This is a genomic window from Streptomyces sp. NPDC050617 (genome assembly GCF_040654795.1).
Lineage (GTDB): Bacteria > Actinomycetota > Actinomycetes > Streptomycetales > Streptomycetaceae > Streptomyces.
Window position 1 is genome coordinate 28,377 of the sequence record NZ_JBFAIS010000008.1, and the last position, 17,588, is coordinate 45,964.

General features: G+C 74.5%; 7 protein-coding genes. 4 read left to right on the forward strand and 3 right to left on the reverse strand.

Features of this window, described 5'->3' with window-relative positions; translation table 11 throughout:
* Positions 1 to 26 precede the first annotated feature (26 nt).
* From AB0I49_RS13215 to AB0I49_RS13225, 3 genes are read right to left on the reverse strand one after another with little or no spacing between them, the layout of a single operon-like run.
* Positions 27 to 2,450 (reverse strand): bifunctional Gfo/Idh/MocA family oxidoreductase/class I SAM-dependent methyltransferase, encoded by a 2,424-nt coding sequence (locus tag AB0I49_RS13215; protein WP_363227026.1) that lies wholly within the window; start codon positions 2,448 to 2,450, stop codon positions 27 to 29.
* A complete protein-coding gene (locus AB0I49_RS13220) occupies positions 2,447 to 3,547 on the reverse strand; it encodes a saccharopine dehydrogenase NADP-binding domain-containing protein (protein WP_363227027.1) in 1,101 nt (366 codons plus the stop codon). The genes AB0I49_RS13215 and AB0I49_RS13220 overlap by 4 nt, the downstream gene beginning before the upstream one ends.
* Entirely contained in the window at positions 3,544 to 11,160 is a 7,617-nt protein-coding gene (locus AB0I49_RS13225; protein ID WP_363227028.1) for an amino acid adenylation domain-containing protein, read from the reverse strand. Before AB0I49_RS13225 ends, AB0I49_RS13220 begins: the two co-directional genes overlap by 4 nt.
* Positions 11,161 to 11,969: 809 nt before the next feature.
* Between AB0I49_RS13225 and AB0I49_RS13230 the strand changes: the two genes are divergently transcribed.
* The 4 genes from AB0I49_RS13230 (at position 11,970) to AB0I49_RS13245 (ending at position 17,554) form a co-directional block, all read left to right on the forward strand.
* A complete protein-coding gene (locus AB0I49_RS13230) occupies positions 11,970 to 13,751 on the forward strand; it encodes an ABC transporter ATP-binding protein (RefSeq protein WP_363227029.1) in 1,782 nt (593 codons plus the stop codon).
* On the forward strand, positions 13,748 to 15,472 hold the full coding sequence (locus tag AB0I49_RS13235) for an ABC transporter ATP-binding protein (RefSeq protein ID WP_363227030.1): 1,725 nt from the start codon (positions 13,748 to 13,750) through the stop codon (positions 15,470 to 15,472). Before AB0I49_RS13230 ends, AB0I49_RS13235 begins: the two co-directional genes overlap by 4 nt.
* A gap of 67 nt (positions 15,473 to 15,539) precedes the next feature.
* Positions 15,540 to 16,334 (forward strand): alpha/beta fold hydrolase, encoded by a 795-nt coding sequence (locus AB0I49_RS13240; RefSeq protein ID WP_363227031.1) that lies wholly within the window; start codon positions 15,540 to 15,542, stop codon positions 16,332 to 16,334.
* An 11-nt stretch (positions 16,335 to 16,345) separates the two neighbouring features.
* Positions 16,346 to 17,554 (forward strand): cytochrome P450, encoded by a 1,209-nt coding sequence (locus AB0I49_RS13245; RefSeq protein ID WP_363227032.1) that lies wholly within the window; start codon positions 16,346 to 16,348, stop codon positions 17,552 to 17,554.
* The last annotated feature ends 34 nt before the right edge of the window (positions 17,555 to 17,588 follow it).

The window sequence follows — 17,588 nt, forward strand, 5'->3', positions numbered from 1 at the left end:
TTTCGGCGCCGGTGGGCCGGCGGTGCTCAGGTGCGGCGCGGCGGCGCCACGGCGGCGAACAGGCGCTGCCCGAGCGGGGCGAGGGCGTGGTCCTCGCCCGGTGCGGTGACGACCGGGGCGAAGCCCGCGCCGCTCAGGGCGGTGGTCCAGTGCTCGCGGGAGAGGAACGTGGCGCGGGAGGCACGCCGTACGTCCTGCGCCTCGGTCATCATGAATGCCTGAGAGGCCATGATCTCCAGGTGTTCCCGGGTCGGTTCGGTGGCCAGCAGGACGCCGCCGGGCACGAGCAGGTCCGCCAGATGCCGGAGAGCAGCGTCGGTGTCGCGGGCGTTGTTGAGGACACCGGCCGCCACGACGGCGTCGGCGCTGCCCGGCGTGAGCCCCTGCTCGGCCGGGGCGCGGTCGATGTCGTAGAGACCGTGGCGGATGAAGGGGCGGCCGGTGTGGCGCCGTTCGGCCTCGGCGACGAAGAAGTAGGAGACGTCGGTGACCAGGTAGTCGACGGCGGGGGTCCCCGTGTCCGGCCGGTCCTGCGCCAGCGCGGCGGCCACGGCGTCGGTCGTCGCCCCGGTGCCGGCGCCGACCTCGACGACGCGCAGCGGGCGGTCCGGTCCGTGGCGGGCCGCGAGGGAGCGCAGCACGGCGGCGACGGCGGTGTTGAGCCACCGCGCGGTGACGGTGTCACGGTAGACGGCGTCCGCCACGTCGGTACGGCCCTCGGGGAACAGCAGGAGCGCGGCCTGCTGTTCGTCGCGCATCAGGCGGGGCAGACAGTCGGCGTTGGAGCGCAGGTAGTCGACGAAGGTGCGGGAGCCCAGGGCGCGTGACCAGAGGTCCGTGGCGGCGTCCCAGGCCCGCGCGACGGTCTCCGCGTCCACCGGCGGGGCGCCGCGCAGCAGGTCCCCGTCCGCCGTGATCCTGCCGTGTGCGGTGAGCACGCCCAGCCAGCGCCGGATCAGGGACCGGTGGCGGGGGGCGACGCCGACGGTGTGCAGGATCTCCTCGGGGGACCGGGCGCCGTCCTGGTCGCGCAGGGCGCCGCACTGCTGGAGCGCAGCGAGCATGGAGCCGAGGACGGCGTCGTCCAGCAGCCGGACGAAGGTCTCGGACGTGTCGCGCTCGACGGGCCCGACGTGCCGGTCGGCCGCGTCGGCCCCCGCGCGTACGAGCACGGCGAGGTCTGCGGCGTCCGGCTCACCGGCGGACGCCGTCCCGGCGGGGGCGCCGGCCCGCTCCCCGGGCCTGGGCGCCGGTCCGCCGCCGGCAGGCGTGTCCGCCCCCGCCCGGGTGGTCCCTGAGCCGGCCGGGCGCTCCTCGGCCGGGGCGGGGGCGGTCAGCCGCGCCGCGGTCAGCGGCCGGTGGGTGCGGCCGGGGCGCAGGACGGGGTAGCCGAGTTCCTTGGTGACGTCCTGCCACATGCGGGCCAGCGACAGGTGGTACTGGTCGTTCCGCCGGGCGTTGCCGCCCGTGCCGCGGATCGTGGCGCTCAGGTCCCCCAGGTCCTCGCCGATGGCGGCCGTCCACTGGTCGCGCAGCAGGGTGCGGTAGTCGCGGGGGCGGGCCGGGCTCAGCACGGTGGTGCTCGGCTCGGCGAGGTGTCCGGTTCCCTCGGCCTCGAAGTCGAAGCGGTCCCGGACCGCCTCGGGGACGTGCAGCCGGGGGCTGAAGAGCACCGGGCCGTGCGGGTCGGTCAGGGTGAGGCTGCCGCCCTCCGCGCTGAGGGTGATCCGGTGCAGCAGATGAAGGTGGCTGTCCGGGTCGTCGGGGTCGACCTCGTTGTGCACCCGCAGGGTCAGCGGCGTGCCGCCGACGCTGCCGGTGAGCACGGCGAAGGGGCCGTCCGAAGAGGTCTGGCCGGCTCCCCCGTCCAGTGCGCGGATCCGCCACGGCCGCGGGGAGCCGAGTGCCTCGCCGAGGATGTGCAGCAGCGGGAAGACGACCTGCGAGGCGCAGACCGCGTCGATGTGGGCGAGCGGCCCGTGCGCCGCCAGGCGCCGGGCGGCCCCGGTGAAACGGCGGACCTCGGGCAGCCGGACGTAGAGGTTCCCGAACCGGTAGTGCACGGCGTGCCGGCGCGCGAGGCGCAGGCACGCGGCGAGGTCGTCGTGGTGCACCGGCTGTTCCTGGACGACGTGGATGCCGCGTTCCAGCAGCCGCTGGGCCAGTTCGGTGCCGGAACCGCCCAGCACGCCGGAGCGGAGCACGACGCAGGCCAGGTCGATGTCGTCGGGCAGTTCGGCGACGTCCCGGTAGAGCGGGACGCCGTGGCGCCGGGCGCAGGCGAGCGAGCGGTCGCTGCCGGCGGCGAGCACACCGGCGATCTCGAACTCGTCGGTCAGACCGGCCAGTGCGGCCAGGTAGAACTGCCCGAACGTGGTGCCGCAGACCACGGTCCGCAGCGCCCGGCCCGTCCGCGCGGCGGGGGTCCCGGTCGTGTCGGTGTGATTCACAGCGCTCCTTCCTCGACCGCGGTGAGTGCGTCGATCGGCGTCCGGTGGACATCGAGGCGGCACACGGGGGCGGTCGGGGCGGTCAGTCGGGCGAGGGCGGCGGCCGGGTCCAGTGCCTGGTCGGCCCGGTACGTACCCGGCGGCACCGCGCCCCGCCGGACGGCGAGCGCGGCGACCGCCGCGACGGCCCCGGTGAGTTCGGCGACACGGCCCGCCCGCAGCACGGCCGTGCGGGTGGCGGGCCGCCCGCCGCGCGTGCCGTCCAGTTGGACCAGCAGCGTGGTGTACGGAGTGCGCCCCGCCGTGTCGAGCGCGGTGGCCCGGCGCAGTGCCCGCACCGCGTCGGCCCGCCGTGCGGTGCGGGCGGCGGCGAGGGCGGCGGCCAGGTGCTCTCCGTCGACGGCGGTGTACCAGTCGCCGTGGGCGAGCGACAGATCGCGGGCGACGCCTTCCGCCTCGGCGTCCAGATACGGGAGGGCGGTCACCGGACGGGGGAGGAAGGGCAGGTGCAGATCGGTGCGCCGGGTGAGGGCGCCGGGCCGGGGGGTGCCCTGCCGCCAGGCGGCCAGCGGCCGGGCTGCGGGTGAGAGGACTCCGTGCAGGTAGTCGTCGGCGCCGGTGTCGGTGAAGCGGTCCAGCACACCGGTGTGGGCGGTGAGCGTGTGCGCGCCGTCGAAGTGCGCGGCGGCCAGATGCCGGGGCAGCAGCCCGGTCAGTCCGGGCACGGCGCCCGCGTCGTACAGCACGGTCCGCCCGGCGGGGGCCGCCTCCCCGGCGCCGCCGCCCGCGTCGACCACATCGGCGCCGGCCGCGAGCGCGGCGGCGACGACCGGGGCCGAGGTGCGGTGCGAGGGGCCGGCGCAGTGGACCACGAGGTCGCAGCCGTGGACGAAGGCCGCGAGGGACGCCGGGTCGTTGGCGTCGCACACGGCGGGCTCGGCCGCCGCCGGCCGGCCGGGGCCGTTCAGCTCGGCGGCGAGCCGCGCGGCCCGGTCCCTGTCGCGTCCTGCGATCCGCAGGGGTCCCGCACCCCATTGGGTGAGCAGCCGTGAGGCGGCGGCGCCGACCGCGCCGTATCCGCCGATGACACCGATCACAGCGCGCCCTCCTCGGTCTCGCCGGTCTCGGGCAGGAGGCCGGCGACGGCGCCCGCGACCTGTTCGAGGGTGGGGCCCGCGAACAGGGCCCGCAGGGGCAGGTCGGCGTCGAACTCACGCTTGACGGCGGCCAGGAACCGCGTCGCGAGGAGGCTGTCGCCGCCGAGCGCGAAGAAGCTCTGCCGGCGGCCGACGGCGCTCACGCCGAGCAGGGCGGTCCACAGGGCGGCGAGGGACTCCTCCAGCGCCCCTCGGGGCGGCTCGTCGGGGTCGTTCTTTTCGGTGGCGCCGACGAATTCGGCCAGTGCGGTGCGGTCGAGTTTGCCGTTGGCGCCGAGCGGAAGCCGGGTGAGGACCGCGATGGGTTCGGGCACCATGTGCGCGGGCAGCCGCTCGGCGGCCAGGGCGCGCAGCCGGGCGGGGTCCGGGGCGACGGCGTCGTCGGGGCGCACGGCCTCGATCAGCTCGGCGAAGGAGCCGGGCACGGGGGTGTGCCTGACCTCCTCGAAGCCGGCGGCGCCGAGGAGTTCGGCCCAGCGGTCCGGCGCGAGTACCGGGGTGCCGGCGGCCCGGCGCCGGGGGTCGAAGGAGGCGTACCCGCCGTCGAGCAGAGCGGCGGTCAGCAGGGCGACGGGCGTGAGTTCGCTCCGTTCGACGGCCAGGAGCAGACCGCCCGGGCCGGCCAGGGCCCCGGCCAGCGCGGGCCCCTGGGCGGGGTCGGCGCCGCGGTGCAGGTACTGGTCGGCCAGGACGATGTCGAAGCGGTGGCGCATCTCCTCGGGCACGAGTACGCCGGACAGGCGGCGGACGACCGGCCGGTGCGGAAGGGCGGACAGGCGCTGCTCGGCACGTGCCAGGAGCTCCGGGTCGGTGTCGGTCAGGGTGTGGCGCACCTGGTCGGGGGTGAGCCGGGCCAGCAGCCGTTCGGCCGATGTGCCGTCGCCTGCGCCGAGTTGGACCATCTCGACGGGCCGGCCGAGTGTGGCGGCGCGGTCCGCGATACGCGCCGCGAGGGCGTCGAGCGCCTTGTCGCTGCCGGGGTCCGCGGCGGACAGCCGGTCGGGGGCGAGCACGTCGTCGTGGAGCAGCAGCGCGGGCAGCGCCCGCCCGGCGAGGATGTCCCGGTAGTCGTCGAGCCGGGCCAGGAGCCGTTCGCCGGCGCGGGCGGTCAGCTCGCCGTAGGCACGGCGCCCCGGGGCCTGGCGGGTCGCGGAGTCCTTGGCAGGTCCCGGCGCGGGCTTTTCGGCCGGCGGCGGCGCGGAGCCGCCCGCCGGTGCCTGCGCGTAGGCGGCCCCGTCGCGGACCAGGACCCCGCGGCCGGTGAGCCAGTCGAGCCACAGCCGCAGAACGGGCAGGTGCTCGTCGGCGATGGCGAGCCGGGCGGCCCACTCGGCAGCGGTACGGGGCCCGTCGGCGGTACGGGGCCCGTCGGCGTCGGCCGGACGCAGCAGTCGCCGCAGGAACGTTTCTGCAACGATGGCCTCGGCCTCCCGCGCCCGGTCCCTGAAGTCGCGGGTGGCGGCGTCGGGACGGGTGACGCTCAGACGGGCCGGAGACGGGCCGGGGGCGGGGACGACGGCGGCGACGAGGCGCCGCGCCGTGCCCTGGCCGGCCACGCAGGCGACCGCCCGGCCGACGCCGGGGCCGTCCCGCAGGGCCGCCTCGATCTCGCCGAGTTCGACGCGGTGGCCGCGGATCTTGACCTGGTGGTCGGCGCGGCCGAGGAACTCCAGCGTCCCGTCGGGCCAGTAGCGCCCCAGGTCGCCGGTCCGGTACCAGCGTTCGCCGTCCGCCTCGCGGAACCGCTCCCCGGTACGGGCCGGGTCGCCGCGGTAGCCGCGTGCCACACCGGCGCCGCCGATCCACAGTTCGCCGGGTACCCAGTCGGGGCAGTCCCGGCCGAACGGGTCGACGACGCGGTAGACCTGACCGCGCAGCGGACGCCCGTACGGGATGGACCGCCAGGCGGGGTCCACCTCGGTGATCTCGTGCGCGTTGGACCAGATGGCCGCCTCGGTGGCGCCGCCCAGGGCGACCAGCCGGCACCACGGGTTCTGCGCGGCCAGCCGGCCGGGCAGGTCCAGGCCGACCCAGTCCCCGGAGACCAGTGCGAGTCGCAGCGACTCGGGCGGCCGGGTGTTCTCGGCGGCGGTCAGCAGCATGTCCAGCAGGGCGGGCACGCTGTTCCACACGGTCGCGCGGTGGCGGCGTACGGAGGCCAGCCAGCTCGCGGCGGAGCGGCGGTCCCCCTCGTCGACGAGGACGAGGGCGCCGCCGGCCGTGAGCGGTCCGAAGATGTCGTACACGGACAGGTCGAAGTCGAGCGCCGACACCGCCAGCACCCGGTCCGCGGACTCCACACCGAACCGCTCGTTGACATCGGTGACCGTGTTCGAGGCCGCGCCGTGGGTGATCTCGACGCCCTTGGGCTCGCCCGTGGAACCGGACGTGAAGATCACGTAGGCGAGGTCGTCCGGGCCGGTCGGCGCGGGAGCGGCGGGGACGCCGAGTGCGGGGGCCTCGTCGACGGTGACGGCGATGATGCCCCCGGGGACCGGCTCCTGAGGCAGGGTGACGCACACCCGCGCGCCCGAGAGCCGGTGGATGCGCTCGCGCCGGGACGGCGGCTGGTCCAGGCCCACGGGCACGTAGAGCGCACCGGCCGCCAGGACGCCGAGGACCGCGGCGATCTGGTCGGGGCCCTTGGGCAAGGCGATGGCGACCGTGTCACCGCGCCGTACGCCGTGTGCGGCGAGGGAGCCGGCGAGACGCAGGGCGCGCGTGGACAGCTCGCCGTAGGTGGTGCGGCCGTCCTCGCCCCACAGCAGCGCGGTCGCCTCCGGACGTTCGGCGGCGCGGCGGAAGAACGGGGCGTGCAGCACGCCGGGCACGCCGGCCCCGGTGTCGTTGGCGGCGACCCGTGCGGCGCGTACGGAAGTGGGCAGCGGGTCGGCGACGGGCCGGGTCCAGTCGGTGACGGCCAGGGCGTCGACGAGGCGCGTATAGGCATCGAACATCGTGTCGAGCAGGCCAGTGGGGAACAGTTCGTCCACCGCGTCCCAGTTGAGGCACACGCCGTCGGCGTCCTCGGTGACCTGGTGGTCGAGCCAGACCTGCGGCGTCTGGGACACGCCGTACGCGTACCGGTCGAAGGGCGCCCCGGCCGCGGCGCCGCCGACGCCGAGGGCGCTGGTGAAGACGACGGGCATGACGGTCTCGGGGGTGCCGGTACGGCGGGCGAGTTCCCGCAGCACCCATACGGCGGAGACCTCGCGGTGGTCGAGGGAGCGCCACAGCTCCCGCTGGACGCGCCGGGCGCGAGTGAGCCAGTCGTCGCCCGGTTCGGGGCGGCAGGCGACGAGCATCAGGGAGGTGAAGTCGCCGAGGACGCGGCCGATGTGCGGGTGGACGTCGCGGCGGTCGAAGAGGGTGAGGTTGAGCGTCAGGTCGGGCCGGGCGCTGAAGCGGCCGAGGATCTCGGCGAAGGCGCTCAGCAGCACGCCGGAGGGGGTGAGTCCGTGCTCGCGGGCCCGCTCGGTGAGGGCCTGCCAGCGGTCCGGGGCGATCCGGGACTCCCGCCTGCTGAACCGGGGGCGTCCGACGGCGGCCGGGTCCTTGGCGAGGGGCAGGGCGGGCGCCGGCGGCAGGTCGGTCAGGAGTCCGGTCCAGTGGGCGTGGGCCCGCTCCACCGCCTCCGGGTCGGGTGCGGTGGCGCACACGTAGTCGCGAAAGGACACGTCCACCGGCGGGAGGGCGGCATCCGGGTCGGCGTACAGGCGGGCGAGTTCGGCGTACAGGGTGAGGATGCTCAGGGCGTCCAGGGCGATGTTGTCGATGCCGACGGCGAGCCGTGTGGTGCGTCCGCAGCGGACGCCCCGGAGCGCGAACAGCGGCCAGACGGCCGGGTCGAAGACCTGATGGGAGGCGGTTTCGCGCAGTGCGGCGAAGGCGGCCCGCGGGTCGTCCCCCGCGTCGGTGATCTCAACGCCGAGGGTGGGGACCTCGGGCAGGATGCGCTGCTCGCCGTCGGGGCCCACGACGACACGCAGCATCTCGTGGCGCCGGACCAGCCGGTTGAGCGCGGTCTCCAGCCGGTCCGTGTCCAGGTCTTCGACGTCGTACTCGCGGTAGAAGTGGCAGCCGATCCCGCCGAGGGTGAAGTCGTCGCCGCGGCCGAGCCAGTAGGCACGCTGGACGTCGGTGAGCGGGAAGGGCTCGTGGCGGCGCGCGGGGTCGGCCCGCACCGTGCCCGGCCGGTCGCCGGGGCCGTCGGGCGAGCCGGCCGGGCCCAGGGCGGCGGCGAATTCGGCGAGGGAGGGCCGGGTGAACAGGTCGGCGAGCCGGACCGCGCCGTAGCCCTCGGCGCGCAGGCGGGCGACGAGCCGGGTGGCGAGCAGGGAGTCGCCGCCGAGGGCGAAGAAGTCGTCCTCCCGTCCGATGCCGCCTCTGTCCAGGATGTCGGCCCAGGCCCGGGCGATCCGCTGCTCGTGCTCCCCGCGCGGCGGGGTGGTGGTACGGGCGGGGGCGCCGGCCTCCCGGGCGACGAGGCGGGCCAGGGCCGCGCGGTCGGTCTTGCCGTTGGGGGTGAGGGGAATACCGTCGAGAGCGATGACGTGGTCCGGGACCATGACCGACGGGAGCCGCGCGGCGGCGAAGGCACGCAGCCCGCCGGTGTCCGCACCGCCGGTCACGGCGACGGCCAGCCGGCCCGTGCCGGTGACGACGGCGACGGTCCGGTCGACGCCGGGCGCGGCGGCCAGGACCGCTTCCACCTCGCCGAGTTCGACGCGGTGGCCGCGGATCTTGACCTGGTGGTCGGCGCGGCCGAGGAACTCCAGCGTCCCGTCGGACCAGTAGCGGGCGCGGTCGCCGGTGCGGTACCAGCGCGTGCCGTCCCGCTCGCGGAAGCGGCCGGCGGTGCGGGCGGCGTCGCCGCGGTAGCCGCGTGCCACACCGGCCCCGCCGATCCACAGTTCGCCGGGCACCTGGTCGGGGCAGTCCCGGCCGAGCGGGTCGACGACGCGGCAGGCGACGCCGCGCAGCGGGGTTCCGTAAGGGATGGAGACCCAGTCGGCGGGGATGTCGCCGACCTCGCGGAGGGTCGAGTGGATGGCGGTCTCGGTGGTGCCGCCGAGCGCCGCGAAACGGCATCCGGGGGCGGCCTCGCGTACCTTGCCGGGCAGGGTGAGGGGGACCCAGTCGCCGCCGAGAAGGGCGAGCCGCAGCGTGGCGAGGTCGCCGGGTGCGGCGGCCGTCAGCAGCATGTCGAGCACGGCGGGCGCGCAGTTGACGACGGTGACGCCGTGGGTGCGTACCAGGGTCGCCCAGGCCGCGGCGTCGCGGCGGGTGTCCTCGGTGAGGCAGACCAGCGCGCCGCCGGCCGCGAGGGTGCCGAACAGGTCGAGGACGGAGAGGTCGAAGTCGAGGGCGGAGACGGCCAGGGTGCGGTCCGAGGGGCCGACGGCGAAACGTTCTCTCAGGTCGGTGACGGTGTTCGCGGCGGCCTTGTGCGTGATCTCCACGCCCTTGGGTTCGCCGGTGGAACCGGACGTGTAGATGACGTAGGCGAGGTCGTCGGGCGTCCCCGGCCGGGGGCCGGCCAGTGGTGCGGTTCCCGCCGGTACGCCGACGTGGTCGACGACGGTACGCACGCCGGCCGAGGCGTGGACGCGGTCGCGCCGGGCGGCGGGCTGGCCGGTGCCCAGGGGCAGGTAGGCGGCTCCGACGGCGAGGACCGCGAGCACGGCGGTCACCTGGTCGGGCCCCGTGGGCAGGGTGACGGCGACGATGTCGCCGGGTTCGACCCCCTGCTGGTCGAGGCGGCCGGCGAGGGCGAGGGCCCGGTGGGCGAGTTCCCCGTAGGTGACGGGGCCGTCCGCCGTCAGCAGAGCCGGGGCGCCGGGGTGGCCGGCGGCGCGGGCGAAGAAGGCGTCGTGCAGCCGTACCGGAACGGGAGCCTGGGCGAGGGCCGCCCTGTTGATGCCCTCGCGTACGGCGATCTGGGCGGCGGGCAGCATCGCGGGGACCGGTGCGCCCCAGGCCGGGGCGTTGTCGGTCAGCCGGTCGATGAGTGCGCGGTAGGCGCCGAACATGGCGTCCAGCACGCCGGGTTCGAAGGCGTCCTCCCGGGCGTCCCAGTTCACCAGAAGTCCGCCGGCGACCTCGGTCACCTGCGCGTCGAGCCAGACCTGCGGGCCCTGGGAGATGATCCAGCTCGCCTCGCCGAAGCTCTCCCGCACGGCGTCCGCGAAGAGTTCTCCCAGACCGAGGGCGCTGGTGTAGACGACGGGGGCGAGGATGCGTTCGCCGTGCAGCCGCGAGGCGTCGCGCAGTACCTCGACACCGGAGTAGCCGCTGTGCGCGGCGTCCTGGTGGAAGCGCTCCTGAAAGCGGGCGGCGCGCTCGGCGAAGGTGCCCGCCTCGCCTCCGTGCCAGGCGAGCAGCAGTGACGAGGTGAAGTCGCCGACGAGGGCGTTCACGCCGTCGTGCAGCGGTTCCCGGTCGAAGAGAGGGAGGTTGAGCAGGAAGTCGGATTCGGCGCTGAACGCGCCCAGCGTCTCGGCGAAGACGGCGGCGAGCGCCATGGCCGGGGTCAGCCCGTGCCGGCGGGCGTTCTCCTCGAAGCGCCGGGTGCGCTCGGCGTCGAGGTGGAGGTGGCGCCGGACGACGGTGGTGGCCTCGGACTCGCCGGACCGGGTGGGCAGTCGCGGGGCGTTGGGCAGGTGCGGCAGCCGTTCCCGCCAGTGGGCCCGGTCGGCGGCCGCGCGGGCCCGGCGCTCTGGGGTGCGCTCGGCGGCGGCGCGGTCGGCGAGGTAGCGGGGGAAGCTGTAGTCCAGCGCGGGCAGAGGGCTGGCCGGGTCCGCGTAGGCGCGGGCGAGGTCGGCGAGGAGGACACGCAGGCTCAGCGCGTCGGCGGCCACCATGTCCAGGTTGACATGGACCCGGGTGGCGCCGTCCGGCAGCAGGGAGAGCCGGACATCGAAGACCTCGCCGGCGGCGATGTCCATAGCGCGGTGGGACAGTTCGCGGCGCAGTTCCGCGAGGCGGTGTTCGCGCGCTCCGGCGTCGAGGTCGCGCAGGTCGTGGACGCGCAGCCCGGGCCAGGGGCTCGTGGGCAGGACGCGCTGCCTGCCGTCGTCCAGGACGGCCACCCGCAGCATGCCGTGCCGGCCGAGCACCGCGTGCACCGCGGCTTCGAGGCGGTCGGGAGCCACCGCGTGACCGTCGAACTCGTGGTAGAAGTGCGCGGCCACGCCGCCCAGGTGCTGGCCCTCGCTGCGGCCGGCCCAGTAGGCGTGCTGCATGAGCGCGAGGTCGAACGGTTCGGACTCGTCGACCGCCGTCACCGGCCGGACGTCCGTGCCGGCGCCGTCCTGACCGCGCTCCTCCAGCAGGCGGCGCCAGGCCGCGAGCGTGGGCTCGGCCATGAGGTCGGCGAAACCGATGTCCGCGCCGGAGCGGCGACAACGGCCGGCGAGCCGCATCATCGCCAGGGAATCCAGCCCCAGTTGGATGAGGTGGGCATCCTCGTCGATATGGCCGGTGGGCAGGTCGAGCAGTTCACCGACGGCCGCGGGCAGGTCGAATCGTCCGTCTGCGGGTTCCTGGGGCACCTGGATCCATCCCTCTCAAAAGACGGCCGGTCAACGGCCGGATGTCAGCAAGCATGTGGAGATTACTAGAATGATTATCATTTTCAAAACTTGACATCCCCCTCCCCCGCTCACCGGCACCCCGAGACGATGACGGGAGGGCGCGAGGCCGTTCGGGACTGTCGAGCGAGCACCGCAGGACGGCTTCGCCGCCGAGACGCCCCGCGTGGCCATGGATCGAATGCGGCACGGAGAGGGTCCCGACGCCCGGGACATACGCCCGGCCGCCCATGGGGCTCGCACTGGCGAACCGACAGCCGCCCACCGGCGAGCCGGGGGGCGCACGGGAGTGAAACGCCCGGGACGACCAGCACCCCGGGCGACCCCGGGACCGGCGCCCCGCCCCGCGTTGACTTGCTTCGACCAGATCCGTACTCTACCGAAAATACTGATTATCATTTTCATTACGGTCGCCCCCCAGCCCCGCCCGGCGGATGGCCCATCCGCCCTCCGGGGGCGACCCCGCCCCGTACCCGGCCTCGCCCGCCCCCCCCATAACGACACGATCGCCGCCCCGGATCGGAGCGCGAGGCCCTGACGCCTCACCTCGCCCACCAGGTCAGCGACTTCACCACTCACAGGCCGCCCGTCGATCGACTCGGGCCGACCTGACTCAAGCCATTGCCGAGCTCGGATTCCGACGCACCCGGACGCCCGATGAACCGAACGCAGACGCAGCAGACGAAGAGGAAGGCCCCACCCATGACCGCCACGTGTCCCGCCGAGCACCCCCCGGCGGACCCCGCGCACCGTCCTTCCGAGGCGGCCCGGTGACCGACGACCGCACGCCCGCCGAGCAGCGGCCCCTCGTCGAGGCAGGGGCCCTCACAACCCTTATCAAGCCGGTAAGGGGCCGACTGACAGCGGGAGTTGTCCTGACCGCCCTGTCAGCCGTCTGCGCCGTCGTGCCGTACATCGCGGTCGCCGAGGCCGGACGGGTCCTCCTCGACCACGGGACCGGACGGCCCGGCGAGGTGTGGGGATGGATCATCGCGGCCGTGGCCGGGGCCGTGCTGCGCAGCGTGCTCTACATGGGAGCCACCCAGCTCTGCCACTACGCGGACGCCGAGTTCCGCTACCTGACGCGCTCCCGGCTCGCTCGCCACCTCGGCTCGCTGCCGCTCGGCTGGTTCACCGCCAGCGGGTCCGGCGAGGTGAAGAAGGCGGTGTCCGACGATGTCAGGCAGGTCCACACACTGGTCGCGCACGCCGCCGCGGAGCTGACCTCCGCCGTCGTCATGCCGCTGACCGCCGTGGTGTACCTGCTGGTGGCGGACTGGCGTCTGGCCCTGGTCGTGGTGGGCTACGCCGTGCTGGTCCTCGTCGTACTGGCGCCCCGCCTCCAAAGCGCGTACGAGCAGAACATGGGCGCCTTCAACGTGGCGCAGTCCGACCTGGCCAAGGCGTCGGTCGAACTCGTCGACGGCATCGAGGTCATCAAGACCTACGGGGCCACCGCGCACACCTTCGCGCGGTTCAGCGAGGCGGCCGACCGGCTGACCCGGGTGTGCCTGCGCTGGATGTCCGCGATCGGCCGGCCCACGAACCTCATCAACACCCTGCTCTCGCCCGCCTCGATGCTGGTGTGGATAGCCGGCGCCGGCATCCTCTTCGTCGCTGCCGGCTGGGCCGGTCCGGCCACTCTGCTGCCCTTCCTCGCGGTGGGCATCGGCCTGCCCAGCACGGTGATGCAGACGGCACAGCTCGGCTACGCCTTCCGCGACGCGCAGCTCGGCGCCACCCACATCGCCGCCGTCCTGGCCGAACCCGCCCTGCCGGAGCCCGCCGAGGGCGCCGTCCCCGACTCCCCGCGCGTCGCCTTCGAGGACGTCCGTTTCGCCTACGGCGAGGGAGGGGCGCCCGCACTCGACGGGGTCAGCGCCGTACTGGAGCCGGGCACGGTCACCGCTCTGGTGGGCCCCTCCGGTTCGGGGAAGACCACCTTCGCCCGGCTGATCCCGCGCTTCTGGGACGTCACCTCCGGGCGCGTCACGCTCGGCGGGACCGACATCCGGCAGATCCCCACCCGGGAACTGCTCGGCCAGGTCGCCTTCGTCTTCCAGGAGGTGGTCCTGCTGCGCGCCACCGTCCGGGAGAACATCCGGCTCGGCCGGCCCGACGCCACCGACGAGGAGGTGGCGGCCGCGGCCCGCGCCGCGCAGATCCACGACGTCGTCATGGCCCTCCCCCACGGCTACGACACCCTCCTGGAGGACGGCGAGAGTGAACTGTCCGGCGGCGAACGCCAGCGGATCACCATCGCGCGGGCCATCCTCCAGGACTCCCCCGTCGTCATCCTCGACGAGGCCACCGCGCACGCCGACCCGCACAGCGAGGCCCGGATCCAGGAAGCGCTCAGCGCCCTGGGCAAGGGCCGGACGCTGCTCGTCATCGCCCACCGGCTGCACACGGTGGCCGGGGCGGACGCGATTCTCGTCCTGGACGACGGACGCATCGTGGAACGCGGCACGCATACGGCGCTCCTGGAGCGCGAGGGGCTGTACGCCCGGCTCTGGAATGCCCAGCAGGTCCACCAGGAGGTCGGACAGTGATCATCCGTCAGGCCGAGGAACTCATCGGCGAACCGACCGGGATGCGCGGCCAGGTCGCCGGCTACGTCGCCACCGGCATCTGCCAGGGCGTCACCTTCGCCTCCCTCATCCCGCTGCTGCGCGCGCTGTTCGCGGACGACACCGCACGCGCGGCGCTGTGGCTGCTGGTCGCCGCCGCGGGAGCCGCCGCCGCCGGAGCCGCCCTGTGGGTCACCTCGAACAACGGGTACGCGGTCGGTGTCGAGCGCAGCGGCATGACGCTGGCCAGGAAGCTGGCCCGGCACGTCACCCGGCTCCCCCTGGGCTGGTTCACCAAGGTCGCCTCCGGCCGCCTGCTCACCTCGATGTCGGGCGCGCAGAGCTTCGGCAACTTCCCCGGCATGGTGCTCCAGCAGATCACCGTGACCGTCACCGCGCCGGCCGCCATCGCGCTGATCACCCTCTTCGTGGACTGGCGGCTCACCCTCGCCTTCCTCGTACTGAGCCCGCTGGGCCTCCTGCTGTACCAGCGGCTCCAGCGCGTCTCCGCCACCTCGCAGGCGGCGGAGGCCGAGGCGCTGTCGGAGGTGTCGAGCCGGGTCCTGGAGTTCGCCCGCGCGCAGTCCGTCCTGCGCGCGGCGGGACGTACCGTCTCGGGCTGGGAGAGCCTGGAGCGGTCGCTGCGCGCCGACCGCGCGGCGACCGTGCGCGGCCTCAACCGGGCCAACGCACCCGTCGCCTGGTACACGGCCCTCGTCGAGGCCGCGTTCGCCCTGGTGGCGGTCACGGCGGCCTGGCTGGTCCTGGACGAGCGCACCGCGGTGCCGGACATCATCGCCGTACTGATCCTCGCGGTCCGCTTCACCGAACCCGTGTCACTGCTGGCCGTGTACGGAACGGGGGTGCAACTGGCCCGGACCGCGCTGGACGGGATCAGCGGCATCGTGCGCACCCCGCCGCTGCCCGAGCCGTCCGCGCCGCGCGAACCGGAGCACTCGGGGGTGGAGTTCGAGGACGTCACCTTCGGGTACGGGGACCAGCCGGTGCTGTCCGGGTTCTCCCTGTCCTGCCCGCCCCGGTCCATGACGGCGCTCGTCGGCGCGTCCGGGGCCGGCAAGACGACCGTGACCCGTCTCGCCGCCCGTTTCTGGGACGTGGACGGCGGTTGTGTGCGCGTCGGCGGTGCCGACGTGCGGGAGATGAGCGGCGAGACCCTGATGGGGCAGATCTCCATCGTCTCCCAGGACGTATACCTCTTCGACGCCACCATCGAGGAGAACGTGCGTATCGGCCGCCCCGGCGCCACCGACGAGGAGGTGCGCGCCGCCGCCGACGCGGCCCGGCTCACCGAGGTCGTCACCCGGCTGCCGCTGGGCTGGGCGACACCGGTCGGTGAGGGCGGCTCCCGCCTGTCCGGGGGTGAGCGGCAGCGCGTGTCCATCGCCCGGGCCCTGCTGAAGGACGCGGCGGTGGTCTTGCTGGACGAGGCGACCTCGGCCCTGGACGCCCAGAACGAGGCGGCGGTGGGCGAGGCCCTCGCGGGGCTGGCCCGGGACAGGACCGTCCTGGTGGTGGCGCACCGGCTGTCGACGATCGCCTCCGCGGACCAGATCGCCGTCATCGAGGACGGCGCGGTCCGTGAACTGGGCGACCACCAGGAACTCATCGCCGCCGGCGGCCTCTACCGGGATCTCTGGGCGGAGCGCAGCAGGGCGACGGCCTGGCAGCTCAAGCCCACCTGAGCCACCCGCCGCCGCACACCGCTGCACCACCGCACCACCGCACCAGCCACGCAGAACAGGAAGTCCCTTGACCGATCCCGACGTGTCCTCGGCCCGCTGGTTCCGCCGCCCCCGTCCCGGCGGCGACCCTTCCCTGCGACTGCTGTGCCTGCCCCACGCGGGCGGGACGGCGGCGTTGTACCGGGCGTGGACCGGACCGCTGCCCAACTGGATCGAACCGGTCCTGGTCTGCCCGCCGGGGCGGGAGGAGCGGGTCGACGAGCCGGTGCCCGGTGACGTGCCGGCCCTGGTGGCCGCCCTCGCGGACGCGGTACGGCCTCTGCTGGACCGCCCGTGGGCGGTGTTCGGGCACAGCATGGGCGCCCTCGTCGCCCACGAGTTGGCGCTCCGCCTGGTCGCCGAGGGCGCACGCCCCCCGGACCACGTGTTCGTGTCAGCGCGGGAGGCGCCTCAGTTCCACCGCCCCGGCGCCGTACACCTGCTGGACGACGACGGTCTGACCGCCGAGCTACTGCGGCTCGGCGGCACTCACCCGGAACTGCTCGCCATGGACGAGGTGCGCCGGCTGATCCTCCCCGCGGTGCGCAACGACTACCGCTTGGTGGAGACCTACGCCCCGCCCAGCCCGACGACGCTGCCGTGCCCCGTGACGGCACTCGTCGGAACCGGTGACACCGAGGTCGCCGAGGACGAGGCGCGGGGCTGGTCGCGCTGGACCGACTCCGAGTTCCGGCTCCTGGCCTTCGCCGGCGGCCACTTCTACTTCTCCGACGACCCGCACGACGTCGTGCGGTCCGTCACCGGCCTGCTGGCCGGCTCCCGGGCGGACGGCGACGCCGCCGCCATCACCGAACGACGATGAAGAGGCACCTGATGACCTTGCCAGTGGAACACCTGCGCCTGGACGACTCCTTCATGCACGATCCGCACGCCGCCGCGGCGGTCCTGCGGGACAAGGGTCCGGTCCTGCCCGTGATCCTGCCCACCGGCCTGCCCGTCTGGCTCGTGACGGGATACGAGGAGGCACGCTCCCTGTTCCTCGATCCCCGGCTGAGCAGCGACGGCGTCTACGACCGGCTCGAACGGCTGCGGGAGGCCGCGGACGGCAAGCCCAGCTCCTTCTCCGAGGATCTGGCCCGGCACCTGCTGAACACCGACCCGCCGGACCACACCCGGCTGCGGAAACTGGTCAACAAGGCGTTCACCCCCCGGTCCATCGAGCTGCTGCGCCCCCGGATAGCGGAGATCGCCGCCGAGTTGACAGACGCGCTCGACACCACCGGGCCGGTGGACCTGTTGCGGGACTACGCCTACCCGCTGCCGATGATCGTGATCTGTGAACTGCTCGGCATCCCCAAGGACGACCGGGAGATGTTCGGCGCCTGGTCCAACGTACTGGTCTCCACCGCGCCGCCCGAGGAGATCGGCGCCGCTTCGGAGTCCATGGGCCGCTATCTGGCAGAGCTGCTTGAGGCCAAGCGCGTGTCGCCGCGGGAGGACCTGCTGTCGGGGCTGGTCACCGCCAGTGCGAACGGGGACCGGCTGAGCGTCCCCGAGATGATCGCCATGAGCTTCGTCCTGCTCATCGGCGGCTACGAGACCGCCGTCAACCTGATCGCCAGTGGCGTGCTCGCCCTGATCCGCCACCCCGGGCAGCTGGCCGCGCTGCGTTCGGACCCCGCGCTGCTGCCCGGCGCCGTGGAGGAGTTGCTGCGCTTCGAGACGCCCAACAACCTCTCCTCACCGCGCTACACCAAGGAAGCCCTGCGGGTCGGGGACGTGGAGATCCCCGCCGGGCAGTTCGTGATGATCTCCCTGCTGTCGGTCAACCGCGACGGCGCCCGCTTCCCCGACCCCGACCGCCTCGACATCACCCGGCCGGCCGGGGGCCACCTCGGGTTCGGCCACGGCGTCCACTTCTGCGTCGGCGCCCCGCTCGGCCGTATCGAGGGCGAGATCGGCATCGGACAGCTGCTCGCAGCCTTCCCCACCATCGAACTGGCCGTGCCCGAGGCGGAGTTGACGTGGCGCCCCAGCACCGCCATGCACGGGCTGGCGGAACTGCCCGTGCGGCTCGGCTGACCGGCCGCCTGCCCTCCCTCCTTCTTTCCTTCCC

What these genes read in the sequence shown, in the direction of transcription:
- AB0I49_RS13245 (WP_363227032.1), top strand. Translation starts at nt 16,346, where the DNA reads ATGACCTTGCCAGTGGAACACCTGCGCCTGGACGACTCCTTCATGCAC.